18 protein-coding genes are annotated in these 19,852 nt (G+C 71.6%); 15 read left to right on the plus strand and 3 right to left on the minus strand.

Annotation, left to right across the window (positions count from 1 at the left end; translation table 11 throughout):
* Nucleotides 1-10 precede the first annotated feature (10 nt).
* On the plus strand, nucleotides 11-538 hold the full coding sequence (locus tag ACW4TU_RS24395; RefSeq protein ID WP_457416904.1) for a YbjN domain-containing protein: 528 nt from the start codon (nucleotides 11-13) through the stop codon (nucleotides 536-538).
* A gap of 83 nt (nucleotides 539-621) precedes the next feature.
* Here ACW4TU_RS24395 and ACW4TU_RS24400 read toward each other — a convergent pair whose 3' ends face one another.
* Complete coding sequence (locus ACW4TU_RS24400) at nucleotides 622-1,812, minus strand: pyridoxal phosphate-dependent aminotransferase (RefSeq protein WP_457416905.1); 1,191 nt, start codon at nucleotides 1,810-1,812, stop codon at nucleotides 622-624.
* Nucleotides 1,813-2,668: 856 nt separating this feature from the next.
* Here ACW4TU_RS24400 and ACW4TU_RS24405 point away from each other — a divergent pair.
* From ACW4TU_RS24405 to ACW4TU_RS24465, 13 genes are all read left to right on the plus strand, one after another.
* Nucleotides 2,669-3,187, plus strand: a complete 519-nt coding sequence (locus ACW4TU_RS24405; protein ID WP_457416906.1) for a DUF2617 family protein — start codon at nucleotides 2,669-2,671, stop codon at nucleotides 3,185-3,187.
* Between the two features lie 370 nt (nucleotides 3,188-3,557).
* Nucleotides 3,558-5,177, plus strand: a complete 1,620-nt coding sequence (locus ACW4TU_RS24410; protein ID WP_457416907.1) for a polyamine aminopropyltransferase — start codon at nucleotides 3,558-3,560, stop codon at nucleotides 5,175-5,177.
* Nucleotides 5,178-5,298: 121 nt separating this feature from the next.
* Complete coding sequence (locus ACW4TU_RS24415; RefSeq protein ID WP_457416908.1) at nucleotides 5,299-6,165, plus strand: SRPBCC domain-containing protein; 867 nt, start codon at nucleotides 5,299-5,301, stop codon at nucleotides 6,163-6,165.
* A 252-nt stretch (nucleotides 6,166-6,417) separates the two neighbouring features.
* Nucleotides 6,418-7,218, plus strand: a complete 801-nt coding sequence (locus ACW4TU_RS24420) for an aldose epimerase family protein (protein ID WP_457416909.1) — start codon at nucleotides 6,418-6,420, stop codon at nucleotides 7,216-7,218.
* A 23-nt stretch (nucleotides 7,219-7,241) separates the two neighbouring features.
* Nucleotides 7,242-7,823: an orotate phosphoribosyltransferase gene (gene pyrE, locus ACW4TU_RS24425; RefSeq protein ID WP_457416910.1), complete on the plus strand. Its 582-nt coding sequence runs from the start codon at nucleotides 7,242-7,244 to the stop codon at nucleotides 7,821-7,823.
* A gap of 177 nt (nucleotides 7,824-8,000) precedes the next feature.
* A complete protein-coding gene (gene fbaA, locus ACW4TU_RS24430; RefSeq protein ID WP_457416911.1) occupies nucleotides 8,001-9,032 on the plus strand; it encodes a class II fructose-bisphosphate aldolase in 1,032 nt (343 codons plus the stop codon).
* A 64-nt stretch (nucleotides 9,033-9,096) separates the two neighbouring features.
* The gene (locus ACW4TU_RS24435) at nucleotides 9,097-10,605 is read left to right on the plus strand and encodes an MFS transporter (RefSeq protein WP_457416912.1); all 1,509 of its coding nucleotides are present in this window, start codon (nucleotides 9,097-9,099) and stop codon (nucleotides 10,603-10,605) included.
* Nucleotides 10,606-10,691: 86 nt separating this feature from the next.
* A complete protein-coding gene (locus ACW4TU_RS24440; RefSeq protein ID WP_164410051.1) occupies nucleotides 10,692-11,108 on the plus strand; it encodes a DUF3151 domain-containing protein in 417 nt (138 codons plus the stop codon).
* A 157-nt stretch (nucleotides 11,109-11,265) separates the two neighbouring features.
* On the plus strand, nucleotides 11,266-12,111 hold the full coding sequence (locus tag ACW4TU_RS24445; protein ID WP_457416913.1) for a tryptophan 2,3-dioxygenase family protein: 846 nt from the start codon (nucleotides 11,266-11,268) through the stop codon (nucleotides 12,109-12,111).
* Nucleotides 12,104-13,345: a kynureninase gene (gene kynU / locus ACW4TU_RS24450; RefSeq protein WP_457416914.1), complete on the plus strand. Its 1,242-nt coding sequence runs from the start codon at nucleotides 12,104-12,106 to the stop codon at nucleotides 13,343-13,345. The genes ACW4TU_RS24445 and kynU overlap by 8 nt, the downstream gene beginning before the upstream one ends.
* A 530-nt stretch (nucleotides 13,346-13,875) precedes the next feature.
* Entirely contained in the window at nucleotides 13,876-14,775 is a 900-nt protein-coding gene (locus tag ACW4TU_RS24455; RefSeq protein ID WP_457416915.1) for an alpha/beta hydrolase, read from the plus strand.
* Between the two features lie 138 nt (nucleotides 14,776-14,913).
* Nucleotides 14,914-16,281 (plus strand): sensor histidine kinase, encoded by a 1,368-nt coding sequence (locus tag ACW4TU_RS24460; protein ID WP_457430280.1) that lies wholly within the window; start codon nucleotides 14,914-14,916, stop codon nucleotides 16,279-16,281.
* A complete protein-coding gene (locus ACW4TU_RS24465) occupies nucleotides 16,278-16,952 on the plus strand; it encodes a response regulator (protein ID WP_457416916.1) in 675 nt (224 codons plus the stop codon). Before ACW4TU_RS24460 ends, ACW4TU_RS24465 begins: the two co-directional genes overlap by 4 nt.
* Before the next feature lie 50 nt (nucleotides 16,953-17,002).
* Here ACW4TU_RS24465 and ACW4TU_RS24470 read toward each other — a convergent pair whose 3' ends face one another.
* A complete protein-coding gene (locus ACW4TU_RS24470; RefSeq protein WP_457416917.1) occupies nucleotides 17,003-18,154 on the minus strand; it encodes a lipid II:glycine glycyltransferase FemX in 1,152 nt (383 codons plus the stop codon).
* Nucleotides 18,155-18,385: 231 nt separating this feature from the next.
* On the opposite strand from ACW4TU_RS24470, the gene ACW4TU_RS24475 reads away from it, so the two are divergent.
* Nucleotides 18,386-19,609 (plus strand): cytochrome P450, encoded by a 1,224-nt coding sequence (locus ACW4TU_RS24475; protein ID WP_457416918.1) that lies wholly within the window; start codon nucleotides 18,386-18,388, stop codon nucleotides 19,607-19,609.
* On the opposite strand, the gene ACW4TU_RS24480 is transcribed toward ACW4TU_RS24475, so the two are convergent.
* Nucleotides 19,569-19,829, minus strand: coding sequence for a hypothetical protein (locus ACW4TU_RS24480; protein ID WP_457416919.1), 261 nt, complete (start codon nucleotides 19,827-19,829; stop codon nucleotides 19,569-19,571). The two genes, ACW4TU_RS24475 and ACW4TU_RS24480, sit on opposite strands and share 41 nt — an antisense overlap.
* Between the last annotated feature and the right edge of the window lie 23 nt (nucleotides 19,830-19,852).

Consider the following 19,852-nt stretch of genomic DNA (forward strand, 5'->3'; position numbering starts at 1 on the left):
GTGTTCACGTATGACCATCGACCCGTCCTCGATCCCTAACTTCGGGGGCCAGCCCGAGCCGCAGCAAGGACCGGCAGGCCCCGTAGTCCCGGATCAGGACCTTGTGAAGCAGCTCCTGGAACAGATGGAGCTGAAGTACGTCATCGACGACGAGGGTGACCTCGCCGCGCCGTGGGAGCAGTTCCGTACGTACTTCATGTTCCGTGGTGAGGGTGACCAGCAGGTCTTCTCGGTGCGGACGTTCTACGACCGGCCCCACCCGATCGAGGGGAAGCCCGCGCTGCTCGAGTCGATCGACGACTGGAACCGGCGGACCCTGTGGCCCAAGGTGTACAGCCACACGCACGACGACGGCACCGTTCGCCTGATCGGCGAGGCGCAGATGCTGATCGGGACGGGCGTCAGCCTGGAGCACTTCGTGTCGTCGACGGTGAGCTGGGTGCGGGCCGCGATCGAGTTCGACAAGTGGCTCGTCGAGCAGCTCGGCCTGGAGCCGGACGCCGAGGACGAGGAGAAGCCCGAGGACGACGCACAGTAGTTCTGCTTCTACGCCTGTGCGTGTCCGCATGAAGGAGCCCGGCCGGGAAGGCCGGGCTCTCGCCGTTTCCGGGCGACCGTCCGCTAGTTCCCGAGTGCCTTCAGCCGGGCCGCCGCCTCCTCCAGCACAGATGTCCGCTTGCAGAACGCGAACCGTACGAACGGTGCGCCCTCCTCGCGGTGGTCGTAGAAGACCGCGTTCGGGATCGCGACCACGCCGGCCCGTTCCGGGAGGGCGCGGCAGAAGGCGAAGCCGTCCGTCTCGCCCAAGGGGCGGATGTCGGTGGTGATGAAGTACGTGCCCGAGGGTCGGAACACCTTGAAGCCCGCCGCTGTGAGCCCCGCCGACAGGAGGTCCCGCTTGACCCTCATGTCCTCGCGGAACGCCTCGAAGTACGTGTCCGGGAGGGCCAGCGCCTCCGCCACCGCGTACTGGAACGGGCCCGACGCCACGTACGTCAGGAACTGCTTCGCCGAACGCACGGCCGTGACCAGGTCCGGGGTGGATGTGACCCAGCCCACTTTCCATCCGGTGAACGAAAACGTCTTCCCGGCGCTCCCGATAGAGACCGTTCGTTCGCGCATCCCGGGGAAGGAGGCCAGCGGCAGATGGACGGCGTCGTCGAAGACCAGGTGTTCGTACACCTCGTCGGTGACCACCAGCAGGTCGCGCTCCACGGCGAGCTGTGCGATGGCGGTCAGTTCGTCATGGGTCAGGACGGTGCCCGTCGGATTGTGCGGGGTGTTGACCAGGAGCAGACGGGTGCGGGGCGTCACGGCTGCCCGCAGCTCGTCCAGGTCCAGGCGGAACGAGCCCTCGTGGGGGCGCAGTGTGACCGGCACGCGGGTGCCGCCCGCCATCGCGATGCACGCCGCGTAGGAGTCGTAGTAGGGCTCCAGGGCGATCACCTCGTCGCCGGGCTCCACCAGGGCCAGCAGGGTCGCCGCGATGGCCTCCGTCGCGCCCGCCGTCACCAGGACCTCGCGGTCGGGGTCGTACGACAGCCCGTACCGGCGCTCCTGGTGCGCCGCGATCGCCGTACGCAGCTCGGGGACGCCCGGACCCGGCGGGTACTGGTTGCCGCGGCCGTCGCGCAGCGCCCGTACGGCCGCCTCGCGGATCTCCTCGGGTCCGTCGGTGTCCGGGAAACCCTGGCCGAGGTTGATCGAGCCGGTGGCGACGGCGAGCGCCGACATCTCGGCGAAGATCGTCGTCCCGAACTCGGCGAGCCGGCGATTGAGGAAGGGGCGTGCGCTGCTGGTCATGGTCGTCATCCTGCGCCGAAGCTCTGGACTTCCTCAACTCTGCTTTGGCGGGTGAGACAAGCGGGCATCCCCCCGTCACGCAAGACGGAGAGGCGCCCACGGGGGGCCGCCTCGGGGGAACGAAAGGAGGGTGACGTCATGGTTGTGGCCATCATCGCCCTTGTCATCCTGGCGGGTCTGTTCATCGTGGTGACCGTGGTGAGCACGGCGGTCCGGGCTTCCCGGGGGAGCCGGCAGCGCGTCCAGGCGGCGCACTACCGGCGCGGGCGGCGGAACCGGGGAAGTGACAGCTGGTGGGCCGGGGGAGCGGCGGGATCCAGCAGTGCCGGTGACTCCGGGAGCAGCTCGTCGTGCGGTTCGAGTTCCTCCTGCGGAGGCGGCTCGTCCTGTGGCGGCGGATCGTCCTGCGGGGGAGGCGGGGGCGGATGCGGTGGAGGCAGCTGACACGGGGCAGCTGAGCTCCGGAAGGGGGAACCGTATCCGGACCGCGGGGTGAACGCCCGCCGGGAGGACGTGCGAACACGTCGTCCCGGCGGGCGTTCGTACGACCGCTTGCGGGCGTCCTTCGCACGCTCGGGCGTACGCCGCGGTTGAACAGTTGAGCTGTGAAGCCCTCTGAGGGATGGAAACCCCACGAAGTTGGGTAAAAACGCTGTGACGGCGCCACTGTTCATGATTCCCTCTAAACCACCAACACAGCCCCTCGGACGTCCCCTGCCCCCGGATGTTCCTCATGACTGGGCTGACCGGGCCGATCTCCCGGTGTCGACCCGTGTCGACCGGTAGCGCGCCCGACCCCCACCTCGCTCGTCCTACCTTGCTCACCCACATCTCCCCTCCCTTTGCGTGCCAGCGGAGCCGATCCATGCTCACGACCCTGAACACCACCTACACCGACACGCGCGCGGCCGACCTCGCCTGGGCCCTGGGCCGGGAGCCGTTGCCCGCCCTCGCCACCCTCGACCTCGAACTGGCGGACGCGAAACTCCAGTTGAGACTCCTCGGCGCCTCCCACCAGGTCCTTCTGGAGGAGCGGCAGGGCATCTGTTCGGAGACGGTCGCGTGCATCCCGGGTTCCAGTACCCCCCTTCCTCTCGGCGTGGCCAAACGGGTCGACGACTGGGAATACGAGTTCGCGGCGAGAGTCGAGGTCCTGTCACCGGGATCGTTCGCCGGGCGCGCCCAGGAGCTGCTGGCCCTGGTCGCCGACCATCCCCACGGCCTGGCGGGCGTCTTCCCCGGCAGCCCGCACGCCTTCACCGCGATGCTGGCCCAGCGCCACGAGGGGCAGGTGCACTGGCGGACCTGGCACGCCTATCCACAGGACGGACAACTGGTGGCGACCAGGACACGGGTGGGGGTGCGGGTGGCGGCAGCCCTCTGAGCGAGGCCCACGGGCGGTGGCGGTTGTCGGGGCGCGGCCCACGGGCGCCGGTGGCCGGCCGTCTGAGTGTCGGTCCCCGGGTGCTGGCGGCCGTCCGGGCGGCGGCCCACGGGCGTCGGCGGGCTGTCCGGGTGACGGCCTGCGGGCGCTCGTGGCCCTTTGAGTGACGGTCCCCGGGCGCTGGTGGCTGTCCGCGCGGCGGCTCACGGGCGTCGGTGGGGCGTCCAGGCGGTGGTCTGTGGGCGTCCGCGGGGCGTCCGGGCGGCGGGCGGCGGCTGATCCGGGCCTTCGCGCCGGCTCCGTGCGCGTAAACAAAGACCACACGTGTGGGTGACGAAGCGTACCGAGAGTGTGACGTAGCGTTCCCAGCGTGATTGAACCGCACGTGTCGGCCCCGCCGGGCAGGCCCCCGTCCTGGGGCAGCCCCGCGCGGCTGCCCGTCCGGCCCGGCGCAGGCCGGTTCCTGGTCCTCGCCGGCGCCTTCGTCTGTGCGGCCTGCGGACTGGTGTACGAACTGGAACTCGTCGCGCTCGCCTCGTACCTCATCGGCGACTCGGTCACCCAGGCGTCCGTCGTGCTCTCCGTGATGGTGTTCGCGATGGGCATCGGCTCGCTGGCCGCGAAACGTCTGCGCTGCCGTGCCGCGGCCGGCTTCGCCGCGGTCGAGGCGGCGCTCGCGCTGGTCGGCGGATCCAGCGCGATGGCCCTGTACGCGGTGTTCGCGTGGACCGGCGGCTGGGGCGGCCTGTGGGCGAACGGCCCCCGCGTCCTGCTCGTCACCTTCTCCCTCGTCATCGGTCTGCTCATCGGCACCGAGGTACCGCTGCTCATGGAGCTCATCCAGCGCATCCGCCGCCAGGACGCGGGCGGCGCGGTCGCCGACCTGTTCGCCGCCGACTACGTGGGCGCGCTGGTGGGCGGCCTCGCCTTCCCCTTCCTCCTGCTGCCCTGGCTCGGCCAGCTCACCGGCACCCTGCTCACCGGCACGGTCAACGCGCTGGTCGGCGGCGCCCTCGTCCTCGGCCTGTTCCGGCGGGACCTCACCCGGCGCGGACGCTGGCTGCTGGTGGTGGCCAACGTGACCGTGATCGGGGTCCTGGCCGCAGCGGCCGTACTCGTCGACGACTTCGAACGCGCCGCCCGGCACGCGATGTACGGCGACGACGTACGCGTGGCGCTGCGGACCGGCGTACAGGAGGTCGTTCTCACCGGCGGCTCGGACGGCCGGCCGCTGAACCTGTTCCTGGACGGCCGGCTGCGGGTCGGCGGGCGCGACGAGCGGCGCTACCACGAGGCGCTCGTCCACCCCGCGATGGACGGCCCGCACGCGCGCGTGCTCGTCCTCGGCGGCGGCGACGGGCTCGCCGTGCGGGAGGTGCTGCGCCATCCGGGCGTACGGCGGGTGGACGTCGTCGAGCTCGACGCGGGCGTGGTGCGGCTGGCGCGCCGGGACCCGGCCCTCGCCGCGCTGAACGCGCACGCGTTCGACGACCCGCGCGTCCATGTCACGACGGCGGACGCCTTCCGGCTGCTGCGCGGTGCGCGGGCCGCGTACGACGTCGTCGTCTCGGATCTGCCGGATCCGGGCATCACCGCGAGTACGAAGCTGTACTCCCAGGAGTTCTACGGGCTGGCGCGGCAGGTGCTGACCGACGGCGGCCGGCTGGTCGTGCACGGTGGCCCGGTCTCGGTCCGGCCACGCGCCTTCTGGACCGTCGAGACGACCATGCGGGCCGCCGGGCTCTGGACGGTGCCGTATCGCGTGGCCGGCCCCGACCGTACGGGGCCGGGGGTGGTACGGGCCCCGCGGGACTGGGGGTTCGTGCTGGCGACGGCCGAGGGGCCCACGCCCCGGCTGCGGGTGGACGGGGCCACCGCGCCCCGGCTGCGGACACTCACCCAGGCGGGGCTGGCGGCGGACGCGCGGGCCGCGGCACGGATGCGGGTGGTGGGGGTGCGGGCTTCGACCCTGGTGCATCCGCGTTACTGAGGGGCGGGGTGCCGGGAGAGCGCCGCGGGTGGGGCCGCGCGGGTGTGGATCCTGGGGGATCCCGTGGGAATCCCGGGATGCGCGGGTGCGGTGCGGGTCGTGCTGGGTACCCTCGGGTTTCATGGACCATGAGGTGTTCGTTCCGGTTTTGGCGGAGCGGCTGAGGGACGTGCTCGCCGACCCCGCGCGCATCGCCCGGGCGGTCCCCGGACTCCAGCAGGACGCGGGCACCGAGCCCGCCGTCGCGGGGGTCGCCGGGCGGCTGAAGGTGCGTATCGGGGGGCACACGATCACGTATCGCGGGGCCCTGCGGGTCGCTGTCGCGGACGGGCGGGACGACGGGGAGTACGTGTACGTCGTGGAGGGTGACGCCGTCGAGGTGCGTGGTGGCGGGGCGGTGAAGGTGGCCCTGACGTTGCGGGTGCGGGGGGTCCAGGGTGGGGGCGGGTCCTTGTTGGCGTTCGAGGGCACGGTTACGGCGGACGGGCGAGTGGCCGACCTTCCCGCGGAGGCCGTCGCTGCGGCGGGGGTGCGGTTGTTGCGGCGGTTCGGGGAGGGCCTGGGGGAGGTCGCGGGGGAGCAGCCGGCGGTCTCCGAGGATCCGGAGGGGGCGGAGGGCTCGGAGGAGGTTGAGCCGTCCGGGGCGTTCGGGGAGTCTCCGGCGGTTGTGGAGATCCAGGTTCCCGACGTCGACGTTCCCGATGATCCTGGTGCGCTCGCTGACGAGGATCTCGACGAGGGGGAGCAGGTCTCCGAGGGGTTCGCGGATGCCGGTGGGCCGCCTGCCGAGGCCGCGCATGCGCGTCGGACGATGATCGGGCGCAGTGCGGAGGAAGTGGACCATGCGCCGCCTCGGGGGCGGTATGCGCCGGTGCCGCCTCCGGAGCAGGTGGCGGGGAACGTGACGTTGCGGTGGGCCGCGCCGGCTGCGGCGTTGGTGGTGGCGTCGGTGATTGTGGTGGGGCGGGTGCTGAGGAAGCGGCGCTGAGGTGGTGGGGGGTTGTTTCGCCCCCGCCGCCGCTACCCGTCCCGTCCCTGGGGGCGGCGCCCCCAGACCCCCGCTTGTCGGTCCTGAACGGGCCTCGTCCTCAAACTCCCCCAGAGGGGGGACCCCCAACGGGCTGGGGGGATGGCCGGGTCCGCGCTGAGTTCGTGCGGTGAACGGGTGGGTGGGTGGGAAACAAGGCCCGGGCTGTGAACGTCGGGCCGGGCAGACGTGCCTGCCCGGTAGGGTCGGTGTGTGAGTGACGATGAGATCACGCTGGCCGCGGGTGACGCGGAGGTGACCGTGCAGCCGGGGAACGGCGGCCGGGTCGGAGGGCTGCGCGTCGACGGAGTCGAACTGCTGCGGCAAGGGGAGCGGTTCGGGTGCTTCCCGATGGTTCCCTGGTGCGGGCGTACCCGCGACGGCCGGTTCCTCGACGGCGGCACCGTACGCCAACTCCCCCTCAACTCCCCGCCGCACGCCATCCACGGCACCGTCCGCGACGGCGCCTGGCGCGTCGCCCGCACCACCGCCGACGAGGCCGTGATCACGTACGACCTCGTGGAGCCGTGGCCCTACGCCGGGCGCGTCACCCAACTCGTCGCGCTGACCCCGGACTCCCTCACGCTCACCATGTCCGTGGAGGCGTACGCCGATTCCTTCCCGGCGCAGATCGGCTGGCACCCCTGGTTCAACCGGAACCTCGGCGGGGCGGACGCACCGGCGGAGGTGCAGGTCGCCTTCACGCCCGCCTGGCAGGAGGAGCGCGGCGACGACCACCTGCCCACCGGGGAGCGGATCGACCCGAAGCCCGGTCCCTGGGACGACTGCTTCGGCATGCCCGACGGCGTCGACGTCACCCTCACCTGGCCGCAGCGTCTGGAGCTGAGGGTGACCAGCCCCGAGAAGTGGGTCGTCGTGTACGACGAGCAGGACGCCGCCGTGTGTGTGGAGCCGCAGACCGGCCCGCCCAACGGGCTCAACACCCTGCCGCGTCTCGTCACGCCCATCGAGCCCCTCGAAGCCACGATGACGTGGAGCTGGCGAGCCCTCTGACGACCCCGTCTAGGCTGGCGGGCATGAGTGCAGGCATGGAAAGCGACAACGACGTGGACGTACGCGGCGCGCTGCTGCGGCAGATCAAGGACAAGGCCGTCGTGCACGGCAGGGTGACCCTGTCGTCGGGTCTTGAGGCCGACTACTACATCGACCTCCGCCTCGTCACCCTCGACGGCCAGGCCGCGCCGCTGGTCGGACAGGTGCTGCTCGACCTGGCGGCCGAGGCCGGGCTCGAGTTCGACGCCGTGGGCGGGCTGACGATGGGCGCCGACCCCGTCGGCACGGCGATGATGCACGCCGCCGCGGCTCGCGGACAGCGCCTCGACGCGTTCGTCGTGCGCAAGGCGGCCAAGGCACACGGGATGCAGAAGCGCGTCGAGGGGCCCAGCATCGTGGGGCGGCGGGTGCTGGTCGTCGAGGACACGTCCACGACCGGCGACTCGCCGCTCACCGCCGTGGCGGCCGTGCGCGAGGCCGGCGCCGAGGTGGTGGGCGTGGCGACCATCGTCGACCGGGCGACGGGCGCCGCCGAGAAGATCGAGCAGGGCGCCGGGGTGCCGTACCTCTTCGCGTACTCGAAGAGCGACCTGGGCCTGGACTGAGTACCGGGTCACCGCTCCGAGTACCGGGCCGGGCATCTGGACGGAAACGTCTGGAAAGATGGGGTCGACGATGACGTCGCTTCCCAGGTCTCGCAACCGGGTCTAGGTCAGGGCCGCAGGTAACGCAGTACGCCAGATCTACAGATCGCCAACCCGCACATCACGAGGAGCGGACACATGCCCATCGCAACCCCTGAGGTCTACAGCGAAATGCTTGACCGGGCAAAGGCAGGCACGTTCGCCTACCCGGCCATCAACGTGACCTCGACCCAGACCCTGCACGCTGCCCTGCGCGGCTTCGCGGAGGCGGAGAGCGACGGCATCATCCAGATCTCGACGGGTGGTGCGGAGTTCCTCGGCGGCCAGTACAGCAAGGAAATGGTCACCGGTTCCGTCGCCCTGGCCGAGTTCGCGCACATCGTCGCCGAGAAGTACCCGGTCACGGTCGCCCTGCACACGGACCACTGCCCGAAGGACAAGCTCGACGGGTACGTACGTCCGCTGCTCGCGGTCTCCGAGGAGCGCGTGAAGGCCGGCCGCAACCCGCTGTTCCAGTCCCACATGTGGGACGGTTCCGCCGAGACCCTCGCGGACAACCTCTCCATCGCGCAGGAGCTGCTGGCCCGCGCCGCCGCCGCGAAGATCATCCTTGAGGTCGAGATCACGCCGACGGGTGGGGAGGAGGACGGTGTCTCGCACGAGATCAACGACTCCCTCTACACCACCGTCGACGACGCGCTGCGTACGGTCGAGGCCCTCGGGCTCGGCGAGAAGGGCCGCTACCTGCTCGCCGCGTCCTTCGGCAACGTCCACGGCGTGTACAAGCCGGGCAACGTCGTCCTGCGCCCCGACCTCCTCAAGGAGCTGAACGAGGGCGTCGCCGCGAAGTACGGGCAGCCGGCCGGCTCCCAGCCGTTCGACTTCGTCTTCCACGGCGGCTCCGGCTCCTCGGCGGAGGAGATCGCCACCGCGCTGGAGAACGGCGTCGTGAAGATGAACCTCGACACCGACACCCAGTACGCCTTCACGCGTCCCGTCGCCGACCACATGTTCCGCAACTACGACGGCGTCCTGAAGGTCGACGGCGAGGTCGGCTCCAAGTCGACCTACGACCCGCGTACGTGGGGCAAGCTGGCCGAGGCGGGCATGGCCGCGCGTGTCGTCGAGGCCACGCAGAACCTGCGCTCGGCCGGTACGAAGATCAAGTAGTCCGTACGCTTTTCCGCGAGCCCGGCGGCTGTCTACCGCGCCGGGCTCGCTGTATACCTGGGGCATGTCGGACGTACGTCTCGCCTCGCCCCAGGGCCGGTGGATCCTGCTGGCCACCGTCCTCGGCTCCAGCATGGCCCTGCTGGACTCGACGGTCGTGAACGTCGCGCTGCCACGCATCGGCCGCGACCTCGACGCCGATCTGGCCGCCCTCCAGTGGACGGTCAACGCGTACATGCTGACGCTGGCCGGGCTGATCCTGCTGGGCGGTTCGCTCGGCGACCGGTACGGCCGCCGCAAGGTCTTCGTGGTCGGGGTGGTGTGGTTCGCCGTCGCCTCGCTGCTCTGCGGCCTCGCCCCGAACGCCGGCGTCCTCGTCGCCGCCCGCGCCCTGCAGGGCATCGGCGGCGCGCTCCTCACCCCCGGCTCCCTGGCCATCATCCAGGCCTCCTTCCACCCCGACGACCGGGGGCGGGCGGTCGGGCTGTGGTCCGGCTTCGGGGGCATCGGCGCGGCCGTGGGCCCCTTCCTGGGCGGCTGGCTGGTGGACGGTCCGGGCTGGCGGTGGGTGTTCCTGCTGAACGTCCCGGTGGCGCTGTTCTGCGCCCCCGTCGCCGTACGCCATGTCCCCGAGTCCGGCGACGGCCGTACGCGGCACGGGCGCTTCGACGTCCTGGGCGCGGGCCTGGGGGCTTTCGCCCTCGCGATGGTGACGTACGCACTGATCGAGGCCAGGTCAGGGTCCGTGGTTGTCGTACTCACGGCGGTCGTCGGCCTCGCGGCGGGGGTGGCCTTCGTGTACGTCGAGCGGCGGCGCGCCGAGGACGCGATGATGCCGCTCGACATCTTCGCCTCGCGCCAGTTCACGGCCGTCAACCTGGTCACCCTGTGCGTGTACGCGGCCTTCGGAGGCTTCTTCTTCCTCGCCGCGCTCCAGCTCCAGGTGGTGGCCGGCTACTCGGCCCTGGGTGCCGGTACGGCCCTGCTGCCGACCACCGCCCTGATGCTGGTGCTGTCGGCGCGCTCGGGCGAACTGGCGGAGCGGATCGGGCCGCGCGTGCCGCTGACGGTCGGGCCGCTGCTGTGTGCGGCGGGCATGCTGCTGATGCTGCGGGTGGGCGCCGGGGCGTCGTACGTCGCCGATGTGCTGCCCGCCGTGCTGGTGCTCGGGCTGGGCATGGTGACGCTGGTCGCGCCGCTCACGGCGAGCGTGCTGGCGTCGGTGGGGACGGAGCGGGCGGGGCTGGCGAGCGGCGTCAACAACGCGGCGGCGCGGGCGGCGGGGCTGGTGGCGGTGGCGGCGTTGCCGCTGGTGACGGGGATGGGGGCGGAGGCGTACCGGTCGGGGGCGGTGTTCGACGAGGCGTTCCGGCGGGCGATGGTGGTGTGTGCGGGGGTTTTGGTGGTGGGGTCGGTGCTGGCGTTCCTGAGGGTGCGGAGGCCGGAGGTGGGGTGTGCGACGCCGGAGTGCCGGACGCATGGCTGCGTCACGGCTCCGCCGCTGGAGGGGGTGGGCACGGGGGAGGGTGACCGGCCCCTGGGGGCTGTGCCCCCAGACCCCCCTTCGCGCTGAACGCGCTCGTCCTCAATCGCCGGACAGGCTGGAAATGCCGGACGGGCTGAAAATGTCGGTCGGCGTGATGCAGCAGACTGGAACCCATGAGCCTTCACGAAAACCTGCTTGGCGGTCCCGCCCCCACCCATCTTCCCGACTACCCCGAGCCCCGCGAGCTTCTCGCGAACGGGACCGCTCCCGCCGACGTCGCCGCGAAGTACCCCACCTCCTCCCTCGCCTGGGCCCAGCTCGCCGACGACGCGTTCGAGCGCGGCAGCGTCGTGGAGTCGTACGCCTACGCCCGTACCGGGTACCACCGCGGCCTCGACTCCCTGCGCCGCGCCGGCTGGAAGGGGCATGGGCCCGTGCCGTGGGAGCACGAGCCGAACCGTGGCTTCCTGCGGGCCCTGCACGCCCTCGCCCGTGCCGCCGGTTCGATCGGCGAGCAGGAGGAGTACGAGCGCTGCACCCAGTTCCTGAAGGACTCCTCCCCGACCGCGGCCCAGACGCTTGGTCAGTAGTCCTCGGTAGTCCTCGGTCCGTGCGCGAGGCCCGCCCGTGAACAGGCGGGCCTTGCGGAGGCGGGGCACGATTGTGTTGAATGCCCCGGGGACCGGGGCCCCCGTGTCGGAATTCGGCAGGGGCGGACCGCTACCCTGAGTACAACAGGAGACAGCGATGTCCCTCCAGGCCCAGCCCCCCGAGGCTTCGGAGCCCGAGACCCCGCATCTCGACTTCGCCGGTACCACCCCGTACGAGGACTACGTCCAGGCCGACGTCCTCACCCACCTCCAGCACACCCTCTCCGACGACCCCGGAGAGATGGTCTTCCTGGTGACCACCCAGGTCATGGAGCTGTGGTTCACGGTCATCGTGCACGAGTGGGAGACCGCCGCGAAGGCGTTGCGCGGGGATGATGTCCCGACCGCCGTCGCCGCGCTCAAGCGTTCCGTGCGTGAGCTGGACGCGCTCAACGCCTCGTGGCGTCCCCTCGCCCAGCTCACCCCGGCCCAGTTCAACTCGTACCGCGCCGCCCTCGGTGAGGGGTCCGGGTTCCAGTCCGCGATGTACCGGCGGATGGAGTTCCTGCTCGGCGACAAGTCCGCGTCGATGCTCGTACCGCACCGCGCCGCCCCCCGTGTGCACGCCGAGCTGGAGAAGGCGCTGCACGAACCGAGCCTGTACGACGAGGTGTTGGGGCTGCTCGCGCGGCGCGGGTACGCCGTTCCGGACGCTGTCCTGTCCCGGGACGTGTCCCAGAAGTACGAGCCCTCGGCCGAGGTCGAGGCCGCCTGGACCACCCTCTACTCCGGTGACCCGGAGGCCGAACTCGCCCGTCTCGGCGAGGTGTTGACGGACGTCGCCGAGCTGGTGTGGCGTTGGCGCAACGACCATCTCGTCGCCACCCGGCGGGCCATGGGCGCCAAGGCCGGTACCGGTGGCTCCGCCGGCGTGGCCTGGCTGGAGAAGCGGGCGCAGAAGAACGTGTTCCCCGAGCTGTGGACGGCGAGGTCCCATGTCTGAGCTGCCCGCCCCCAAGCTGCTGCCTGCCAAGGACGATCTGGCCCGGGAACTGGATTCGCGCGACGAACTCGCCGAGCTGCGCGCGCAGTTCGTGCTCGACTTCGGTGTCACCTACCTGGACGGGAACTCGCTCGGCGCGCTGCCCGCGTCCGTCCCCGGCCGGCTCGACGACGTCGTGCGCCGGGAGTGGGGCGAGCTGCGCATCCGGTCCTGGGACGAGAGCGGATGGTGGACCGCGCCCGAGCGGATCGGTGACCGTATCGCTCCGCTGGTGGGCGCGGCGGCCGGACAGGTCGTCGTCGGCGACTCGACAAGTGTCAATGTTTTCAAGGCACTTGTGGGTGCGGTGCGGCTGGCGGGGGGTGGCGAGGGGAACAGGAAGGGCAGTGGTCGGGACGAGATCCTTGTCGACGCCGCCACCTTTCCCACCGACGGTTACATCGCCGAGTCCGCCGCCCGGATGACCGGCTGCACGTTGCGTGCTGTCGAACCGGGCGCCGTACCGGGGGAGTTGAGCGACCGTACCGCCGCCGTGCTGCTCAACCACGTCGACTACCGCACCGGCCGGCTGCACGACCTGCCCGCCCTCACGGCCGCGATCCACGCGTCCGGCGCGCTGGCCGTATGGGACCTGTGCCACAGCGCGGGCGCCCTGCCGGTCGGGCTCGACGAGCACGGGGTCGATCTCGCCGTGGGGTGCACCTACAAGTACCTGAACGGCGGGCCCGGTTCGCCCGCCTATCTGTACGTGAACCAGGCACACCAGGAGCGGTTCGACTCGCCCCTGCCCGGCTGGACCTCGCACGCCGACCCCTTCGGTATGCGGCCCGAGTACGCCCCCGCCCCGGGTGCGACGCGCGGGCGGGTCGGTACGCCGGACATCCTCTCGATGCTCGCCCTGGAGTCGGCCCTCGAGGTCTGGGACGGGGTCGGCATCGACGCCGTACGGGCCAAGTCCCTCGCCCTGACCGACTTCTTCCTGGAGTGCGTCGACGAGTACGTCCCGGAAGGGCGCGTCGAGTGCGTGACACCGGTCGCGCATGCCGAGCGCGGGAGCCAGATCGCGCTGCGGTGCTCCGACGCGGGGGAGGTGATGGCGCGGCTCATCGAGCGGGGCGTCGTCGGCGACTTCCGACGGCCGGACGTACTGCGGTTCGGGTTCACGCCGCTGTACGTCGGGTTCGCGGACGTGGAGCGGGCGGCCCGGGTACTGGGCGAGGTCGTGGCGGGCTGAGTCCCATTCGGGCTCGGGCTGGGACTCGCGGCTCGGGCTGGGAATCGCGGCCGGGACTCGGGCTCGGGCCGGCTCGCGGTCGGGCGCGGACTTGGGCTCGGGTCGGGACTCGCGGTCGGGCGCGGACTTGGGCTCGGGTCGGGACTCGCGGTCGGACTCGGGCTAGGGCTGGGAATCGCGGCTCGGGCTGGGACTCGCGGCCGGGACTCGCGGTCGGACTTGTGCTCGGGCCGGGACTCGCGGCTCGGGCCGGGATTCGGATTGGGCCGGGATTCGGATTGGGCCGGGATTCGGATTGGGCTCGGACTTGGGATCGGGCCCGGACTTGCGGTTGGGATCGGGCGCAGGGGCGGACGTGATTCGGTGGCGGTCGGCGTGACAGATGCGTCGGCCGTCGCCGGGAATGTGTACATGTGCGCCGAGCGTCACTTCCGTGTGTCAGCGCACGTCACGGGGCCTGATAGCGTCCCGGCAACGGCCGAATTCTCTCCAGGTCCGCCAAATCCTTTACGTCGCTGAGAGGTTGGAGCATGCCGGACGATGCCGTAGCACGGGAGCACGGCGCTGCGGAGGCTGCCGCGCGCGCGGCGGAAGAGGAGCGGTCCGCCTTCTCGCACCCGCCCGTCGACCCCGACGCCACCGCCGCGTACGGCGACCATCCCGACCAGGTGATCGACTTCTACGCCCCGCGTGGCCCCGCGCCGTTGCCGGACGACGCGAGCGTGCCGCTGGTCGTCGTGCTGCACGGGGGTGCCTGGCGGGCGCCGTACGACCGCCGGCACGTCACGCCGTTCGCCGCGTTCCTGGCCCGGCGCGGGTTCGCCGTGGCCAACGTGGAGTACCGGCGGGGCGGGGACGACCCCACTGTCGCCGGGCGCTGGCCCGACACCTTCGACGACGTCGCGGCGGCACTGGACGCCCTGCCCGCGCTCGCCGCGACCCACCTCCCGCAGGCCGACCCGCGCCGCATGGTCGTCACCGGGCACTCGGCGGGCGGGCACCTGGCCCTGTGGGCCTCCGGCCGGCACCTCCTCCCCGCCGACGCGCCCTGGTTCCTGGCCCGTCCGGCCCCGCTGCGCGGTGTGGTCGCCCTCGCTCCGATCGCGGACTTCGGCGTCGCCGGGAAACTGGACGTCTGCTCCGGCGCCGTCCACCAACTCCTTGGCGGGGAAGGGCAGTTCGCCGAGCGTCAGCCCTACGCCGACCCGGCGCTGCTGCTCCCCACCGGCATCGCGACCACCCTCGTACAGGGGCGCGCCGACACGGTCGTACCGGAGATGGTCGCCGAGTCGTACGCGGACGCTGCGGCGAAGGCCGGTGAGGTGGTCGGTGTGACGCTCCTCGCGGACGTCGGTCACTTCCCGCTGATCGACCCGGTGGCGGACGCGTGCGCGGTGGTGGCGGAGGAGATCGCACAACTGGCGTGGTGAGTACTGCCTGTCGCCGTCCTCGTCCTCGCACTCGTCCTCGTGGCGGGTGCCGTAGTACCTGAGGTGGACGGCGGAGAACCCCTCTCACTGCGGACGACCGTGGCCCGCCCGCCGCCTAGCGTGCTCTATGTGACTGAGATGACGTACACGCGGATGAACACTGAGCCGAGGACGGCGGTCGACGGGCCGTCGCGCAGCCCCGAGTTCCGGCTGGCCATGGATGCGCTGAAGGGGCTGCGCGCCGACCTGTTCGACGACTTCTTCACCTACCGCCCGCTGCCCCCGAAGGACAAGCCCGGCCGGCTCGCCCGGGTGCTGCCCGGGCCGCTGCGCCCGTTGGAGGTCTGGACGCGGCACGTCCTGGTGGTCGTCGCCGGGTTGCTCGCCGTGCGTGTCTCCTTCGACGACAGCGAGGGGGAGTTGCAGGCGGCGCTGGCGATGACCTTCTTCTCTCTGGGGCCGATCCTGCTGACGCTGGTCCGGCCGGTCGGGGCCTTCTGGTTCTCCCTGGTCTCGATCCCGGTCGTCGCCTGGGTCCAGGACGGGAACAGCGACTTTCCCTGGCTGCCCGCGAGTTTCGTCGCCCACCTGGTGGTGCTGACGGTCGTGGCCGCCCGGACCCGGCCGCGTACGGCCGCCTGGATGTGGGTGCTGACGGCGGCTTACGGCATAGGCGCCGAGGGCCTCTACGGTGACCGCTACTTCGGCAGCAACGCCATGCCCTTCCTCTCCGTCTCCGCGCTGGCGCTGCTCGTGGTGACCGTGGCGCTGGTGCGCCGGGCCGCCGAGGAGGAGGTGACCGCCCAGCAGACGGTGACCGCGCACGAGCGTTCCAAGCGCACCGTGCTGGAGGAGCGCACGACCATCGCGCGTGAGCTGCACGACGTGGTCGCGCACCACATGATGGTCGTCGCCATCCAGGCGGAGGCGGCGCCCTACCGGGTGGAGAACCCGCCCGAGGAGCTGGCGAAGGCCTTCTCGACGATCCGTGAGAACGCGGTGGCCGCGCTCACCGAACTGCGCCGGGTCCTGGGCGTCGTACGCGCGGAGGACTACGAGGCTCCCGACTCCCCGCAGCCCACCCTGTCCGACCTCGACGGGCTGCTCGCGAACGTGCGCGAGGCGGGCCTCGCCGTCGACAAGGTGGTGACGGGCGCGGTGCGTGAACTCCCGCAGGGCGTCGAGCTGTCGGCGTACCGGATCGTGCAGGAGGCGCTGAGCAACACGCTGCGGCACGCGCCGGGTGCGAGCGCGCGCGTCGAAATCGGGTACGTGCTGGGCGGGTTGGGCCTGCGGATAGTCAACGGCCCTGCGGGAGTCATGTCGTCGTTCGTGAAGCAGACGCCGACCCAGGGCGCGGGGCACGGTCTCACGGGGATGCGCGAGCGGGTCTCCATGCTCGGCGGCGAGATGACGACGGCCCCGGCGGCCGACGGCGGCTACGAGGTCACGGTCTTCCTCCCGGTCGCGCGCGTCACGGACGAGGACGGAGCGGGCGAGGCATGAGCGCCCCTGCGATCCGCGTACTGATCGTGGACGACCAGGTGATGGTCCGCGAGGGCTTCTCCGTGCTGTTGAACGCGATGCCGGGCATCGAGGTCGCCGGCGAGGCGGTGAACGGCCGCGACGCGGTGGAGCGGGTGCGTGAACTCGCCCCGGACGTCGTCCTGATGGACATCCGGATGCCCGAACTGAACGGTATCGAGGCGACCCGGGAGATCGTCGCGGCGGACGACTCGGCGAAGGTGCTGGTGCTGACGACGTTCGACCTCGACGAGTACGTGTACCAGGCGCTGCGGGCGGGCGCGTCGGGCTTCCTGCTGAAGGACGCGTCGGCACGCCAACTGGCCGAGGGAGTACGGGTGGTGGCGGCCGGGGAGGCGCTGCTCGCCCCCTCGGTCACCCGGCGCCTGATCACGGAGTTCTCGAAACTCTCCGAGGTGCCGCGTGTCATGGCGGGCGCGCGGTCGGCGTACGGCGAGCTGACCGACCGGGAGACCGAGGTGCTGGTACTCATCGCGGAGGGCCTGTCGAACGTGGAGATCGCGGGGCGGCTGGTGGTCGCCGAGTCGACGATCAAGACGCACGTCAGCCGCATCCTGGTGAAACTGGGCCTGCGGGACCGCACCCAGGCGGCGGTGTTCGCGTACGAGGCACGGCTGGTGACGCCGGGGTGAGGGGCGTTCGGTGACGGTGGGGTGAGGGGGCGGCGGGCTCCCGGTCGGGGTCATCTGCGGCCGAGGTAGACCCGCAACGCCCGTTGCAGCATCCTGCCCTGGCTGCCCACCGGCAGTTCCCACTCCCCGAGGTACTCCACGGCCTGGCCGCCGGCCCCCGTCTTGAAGTGCAGCCGGCCGAGGAGGCGGTCCTCGGTGAGGACGGGGGTGATGGAGCGCAGGTCGTACGTCTCGGCGCCCGACGACCGCGCGTCGCACAGCATGCGCCACAACAGCGCGCTGCTGGGCCGGAGTTGGCGCCCCTGGCGGCCGGACGCGGGGTACGAGTGCCAGACCCGGGAGCCGACGTTGATCATGAGGGCCCCGGAGAGCACCTCGCCCTCGTACTCGGCGACGTAGAGGCGGAGCCGGTCGTCGTCCTCGGCGTTCAGGGCCTGCCACATGCGCCGGAAGTAGTCCAGCGGGCGTGCCTTGAAGCCGTCGTGGGCGGCGGTCGCGGTGTACAGACGGTGGAACTCGGGCAGGTCGGCGTCCGACACCCAGGAGACCCTGACGTCTGCCAACTCGGATGTGCGCAACGCCTGTTCCCAGTGCGGGGCGAGGGCGGCGCGAAGGTCGTCCTCCGAACGGCCCGCCAATGGGATCTGGCAGCCGTAGCGGGGCTGGCCGAGGCCGAAACCGTTGCCGTCGTCCTCCTCGCACGGCCGCCACCCGAGCCGCCGTAGCCGCTCCGCGGCGTCGAGCGCGTAGCCGTCGATGTCGGCGGTGGGCAGCTCGCGCAGATGCCGTACGCCGGGGTCGGCGAGGCCCGCCGTCACGGTGGCCGCGTCCCAGTGGCGTACGACCAGGGGCGGCCCGATCCGCACCGAGAACGCCCCGATCCGCTCCAGATGGGCGACGAGCGGGTCCAGCCAGCGTTCCAGCCGAGGCGTCCGCCAGTCGATCGCGGGCCCGTCGGGAAGATACGCGAGGTAGCGCCGCGTCCCGGGCAGCGGCCGGTACAGGACGAGCGCCGCCGCGACCATCGCGTCGCCCACCGCCTGATTCGCCGCCTCGCCCTCGAACCAGCCGATGCTCTCCGGCAGCCAGTCGGGCTTCACGCCGCCCCACTCGGGGATCTGGAGATGGCTCGCGTCGGGAGACCGCCGCAGATGGGCCAGATGCTCCTCGCGAGTGATCTCCCGCACGTACAGGCTGGTCATGGGTGGGGTACTCCTGTTCGGGGGCGGCCACCCTAAGCCGGGGATCACCGGACGGGTCAAGAGCGCACGGCTTCTCCGTATCCCAGTCGGGCCCGGTGTACCGGACGGGCAGGACAGACGAAGGGGCGGTGACCGGCACCCGAACTCCACCCGCGGCCTGCCGTCGGTCTGCGCCGCCGTACGGTGAGACGTCCCTGGTCAGATGGGGGTGGCTCGGGCTAGCGTCCCTGCATGGCAGCTGCTCTCGACCTGGCTTTCGACCCGTGGGACCCGGCGTTCGTCGCCGACCCGTACCCCGCGTACGCACAACTGCGCGCCCGGGGCCGGGTCGTGTACTACGAACCCACGAACCAGTGGCTGGTCCCGCACCACGCGGACGTCTCGGCGCTGCTGCGCGACCGCCGCCTGGGCCGCACCTACCAGCACCGCTTCACCCACGAGGACTTCGGCCGCACGGCACCCCCGCCGGAGCACGAGCCGTTCCACACCCTCAACGACCACGGCATGCTGGACCTGGAGCCGCCGGATCACACGCGGATCCGCCGCCTGGTGTCGAAGGCGTTCACGCCGCGCACGGTGGAGGGACTGAAGCCGTACGTGGAGCAGCTGGCGGCGAAGCTGGTGGCCGACCTGGTGAAGGCGGGCGGCGGCGATCTGCTGACGGACGTGGCGGAGCCGCTGCCGGTGGCGGTGATCGCGGAGATGCTGGGCATCCCGGAGGCCGACCGGGCGCCGCTCCGCCCCTGGTCGGCGGACATCTGCGGCATGTACGAGCTGAGCCCGTCCGAGGACACGGCGGCGAAGGCGGTACGCGCGTCGGAGGAGTTCACGGAGTACCTGCGGGAGCTGATCGCGGCCCGCCGCGAGGAGCCCGGCGAGGACCTGATCTCGGGCCTGATCGCCGCGTACGACGAGGGCGACCGTCTGACGGAACAGGAGATGATCTCGACGTGCGTGCTCCTGCTCAACGCGGGCCACGAGGCGACGGTCAACGCGACGGTGAACGGCTGGTGGGCCCTGTTCCGCAACCCGGGCCAGTTGTCGGCGCTGAGGGCGGACCACTCCCTGATCCCCTCCGCAGTGGAGGAGCTGATGCGCTACGACACCCCGCTCCAGCTCTTCGAGCGCTGGGTACTGGACGACATAGAGATCGACGGCACGGTGATCCCGAGGGGCAGTGAGGTGGCGCTCCTGTTCGGCGCGGCCAACCACGACCCGGAGGTCTTCGCCGACCCCGGGGCGCTGGACCTGACGCGGACGGAGAACCCGCACATCTCGTTCAGCGCGGGCATCCACTACTGCATCGGTGCTCCGCTGGCGCGGATCGAGCTGGCGGCCTCGATGAAGGCGCTGCTGGCGGGTGCGCCGACACTGGGCCTGGTGGCGGAACCTGCCCGGAAGCCCAACTTCGTGATCAGAGGGCTGGAGGGGCTGAGCGTGAGCGTCGGGAGCTGAGGCGGGATCCGACGCCCCGCAGGACCGCCCAGACACCCAGGCCGCCGGCGGTTCCGGCGAGGGTCAGCAGGGGCAGCTCGGCGTAGAAGACACTCCAGTCGGGTCCCTGCTCGAATCGGCGGACCCGGCCCTGGGCCCTGCCGACCCACACCGTCAGCCCGACGCCCACGCCGAGGAGGATGGTCAGACATCCCGCGGCGGCCTGTGCACGTTGTCCCATGCCTACGAGGGACGCACCTGCGG

The organism is Streptomyces kryoterrae, from assembly GCF_054072135.1.

Bases quoted from the DNA above. Each gene is read 5' to 3' on its own strand.
- ACW4TU_RS24395 (WP_457416904.1), top strand. From the start codon at position 11: ATGACCATCGACCCGTCCTCGATCCCTAACTTCGGGGGCCAGCCCGAG.
- ACW4TU_RS24400 (WP_457416905.1), bottom strand. From the start codon at position 1,812: ATGACGACCATGACCAGCAGCGCACGCCCCTTCCTCAATCGCCGGCTC.
- ACW4TU_RS24405 (WP_457416906.1), top strand. From the start codon at position 2,669: ATGCTCACGACCCTGAACACCACCTACACCGACACGCGCGCGGCCGAC.
- ACW4TU_RS24415 (WP_457416908.1), top strand. From the start codon at position 5,299: ATGGACCATGAGGTGTTCGTTCCGGTTTTGGCGGAGCGGCTGAGGGAC.
- pyrE (WP_457416910.1), top strand. From the start codon at position 7,242: ATGAGTGCAGGCATGGAAAGCGACAACGACGTGGACGTACGCGGCGCG.
- fbaA (WP_457416911.1), top strand. From the start codon at position 8,001: ATGCCCATCGCAACCCCTGAGGTCTACAGCGAAATGCTTGACCGGGCA.
- ACW4TU_RS24435 (WP_457416912.1), top strand. From the start codon at position 9,097: ATGTCGGACGTACGTCTCGCCTCGCCCCAGGGCCGGTGGATCCTGCTG.
- ACW4TU_RS24440 (WP_164410051.1), top strand. From the start codon at position 10,692: ATGAGCCTTCACGAAAACCTGCTTGGCGGTCCCGCCCCCACCCATCTT.
- ACW4TU_RS24445 (WP_457416913.1), top strand. From the start codon at position 11,266: ATGTCCCTCCAGGCCCAGCCCCCCGAGGCTTCGGAGCCCGAGACCCCG.
- kynU (WP_457416914.1), top strand. From the start codon at position 12,104: ATGTCTGAGCTGCCCGCCCCCAAGCTGCTGCCTGCCAAGGACGATCTG.
- ACW4TU_RS24455 (WP_457416915.1), top strand. From the start codon at position 13,876: ATGCCGGACGATGCCGTAGCACGGGAGCACGGCGCTGCGGAGGCTGCC.
- ACW4TU_RS24460 (WP_457430280.1), top strand. From the start codon at position 14,914: ATGACGTACACGCGGATGAACACTGAGCCGAGGACGGCGGTCGACGGG.
- ACW4TU_RS24465 (WP_457416916.1), top strand. From the start codon at position 16,278: ATGAGCGCCCCTGCGATCCGCGTACTGATCGTGGACGACCAGGTGATG.
- ACW4TU_RS24470 (WP_457416917.1), bottom strand. From the start codon at position 18,154: ATGACCAGCCTGTACGTGCGGGAGATCACTCGCGAGGAGCATCTGGCC.
- ACW4TU_RS24475 (WP_457416918.1), top strand. From the start codon at position 18,386: ATGGCAGCTGCTCTCGACCTGGCTTTCGACCCGTGGGACCCGGCGTTC.
- ACW4TU_RS24480 (WP_457416919.1), bottom strand. From the start codon at position 19,829: ATGGGACAACGTGCACAGGCCGCCGCGGGATGTCTGACCATCCTCCTC.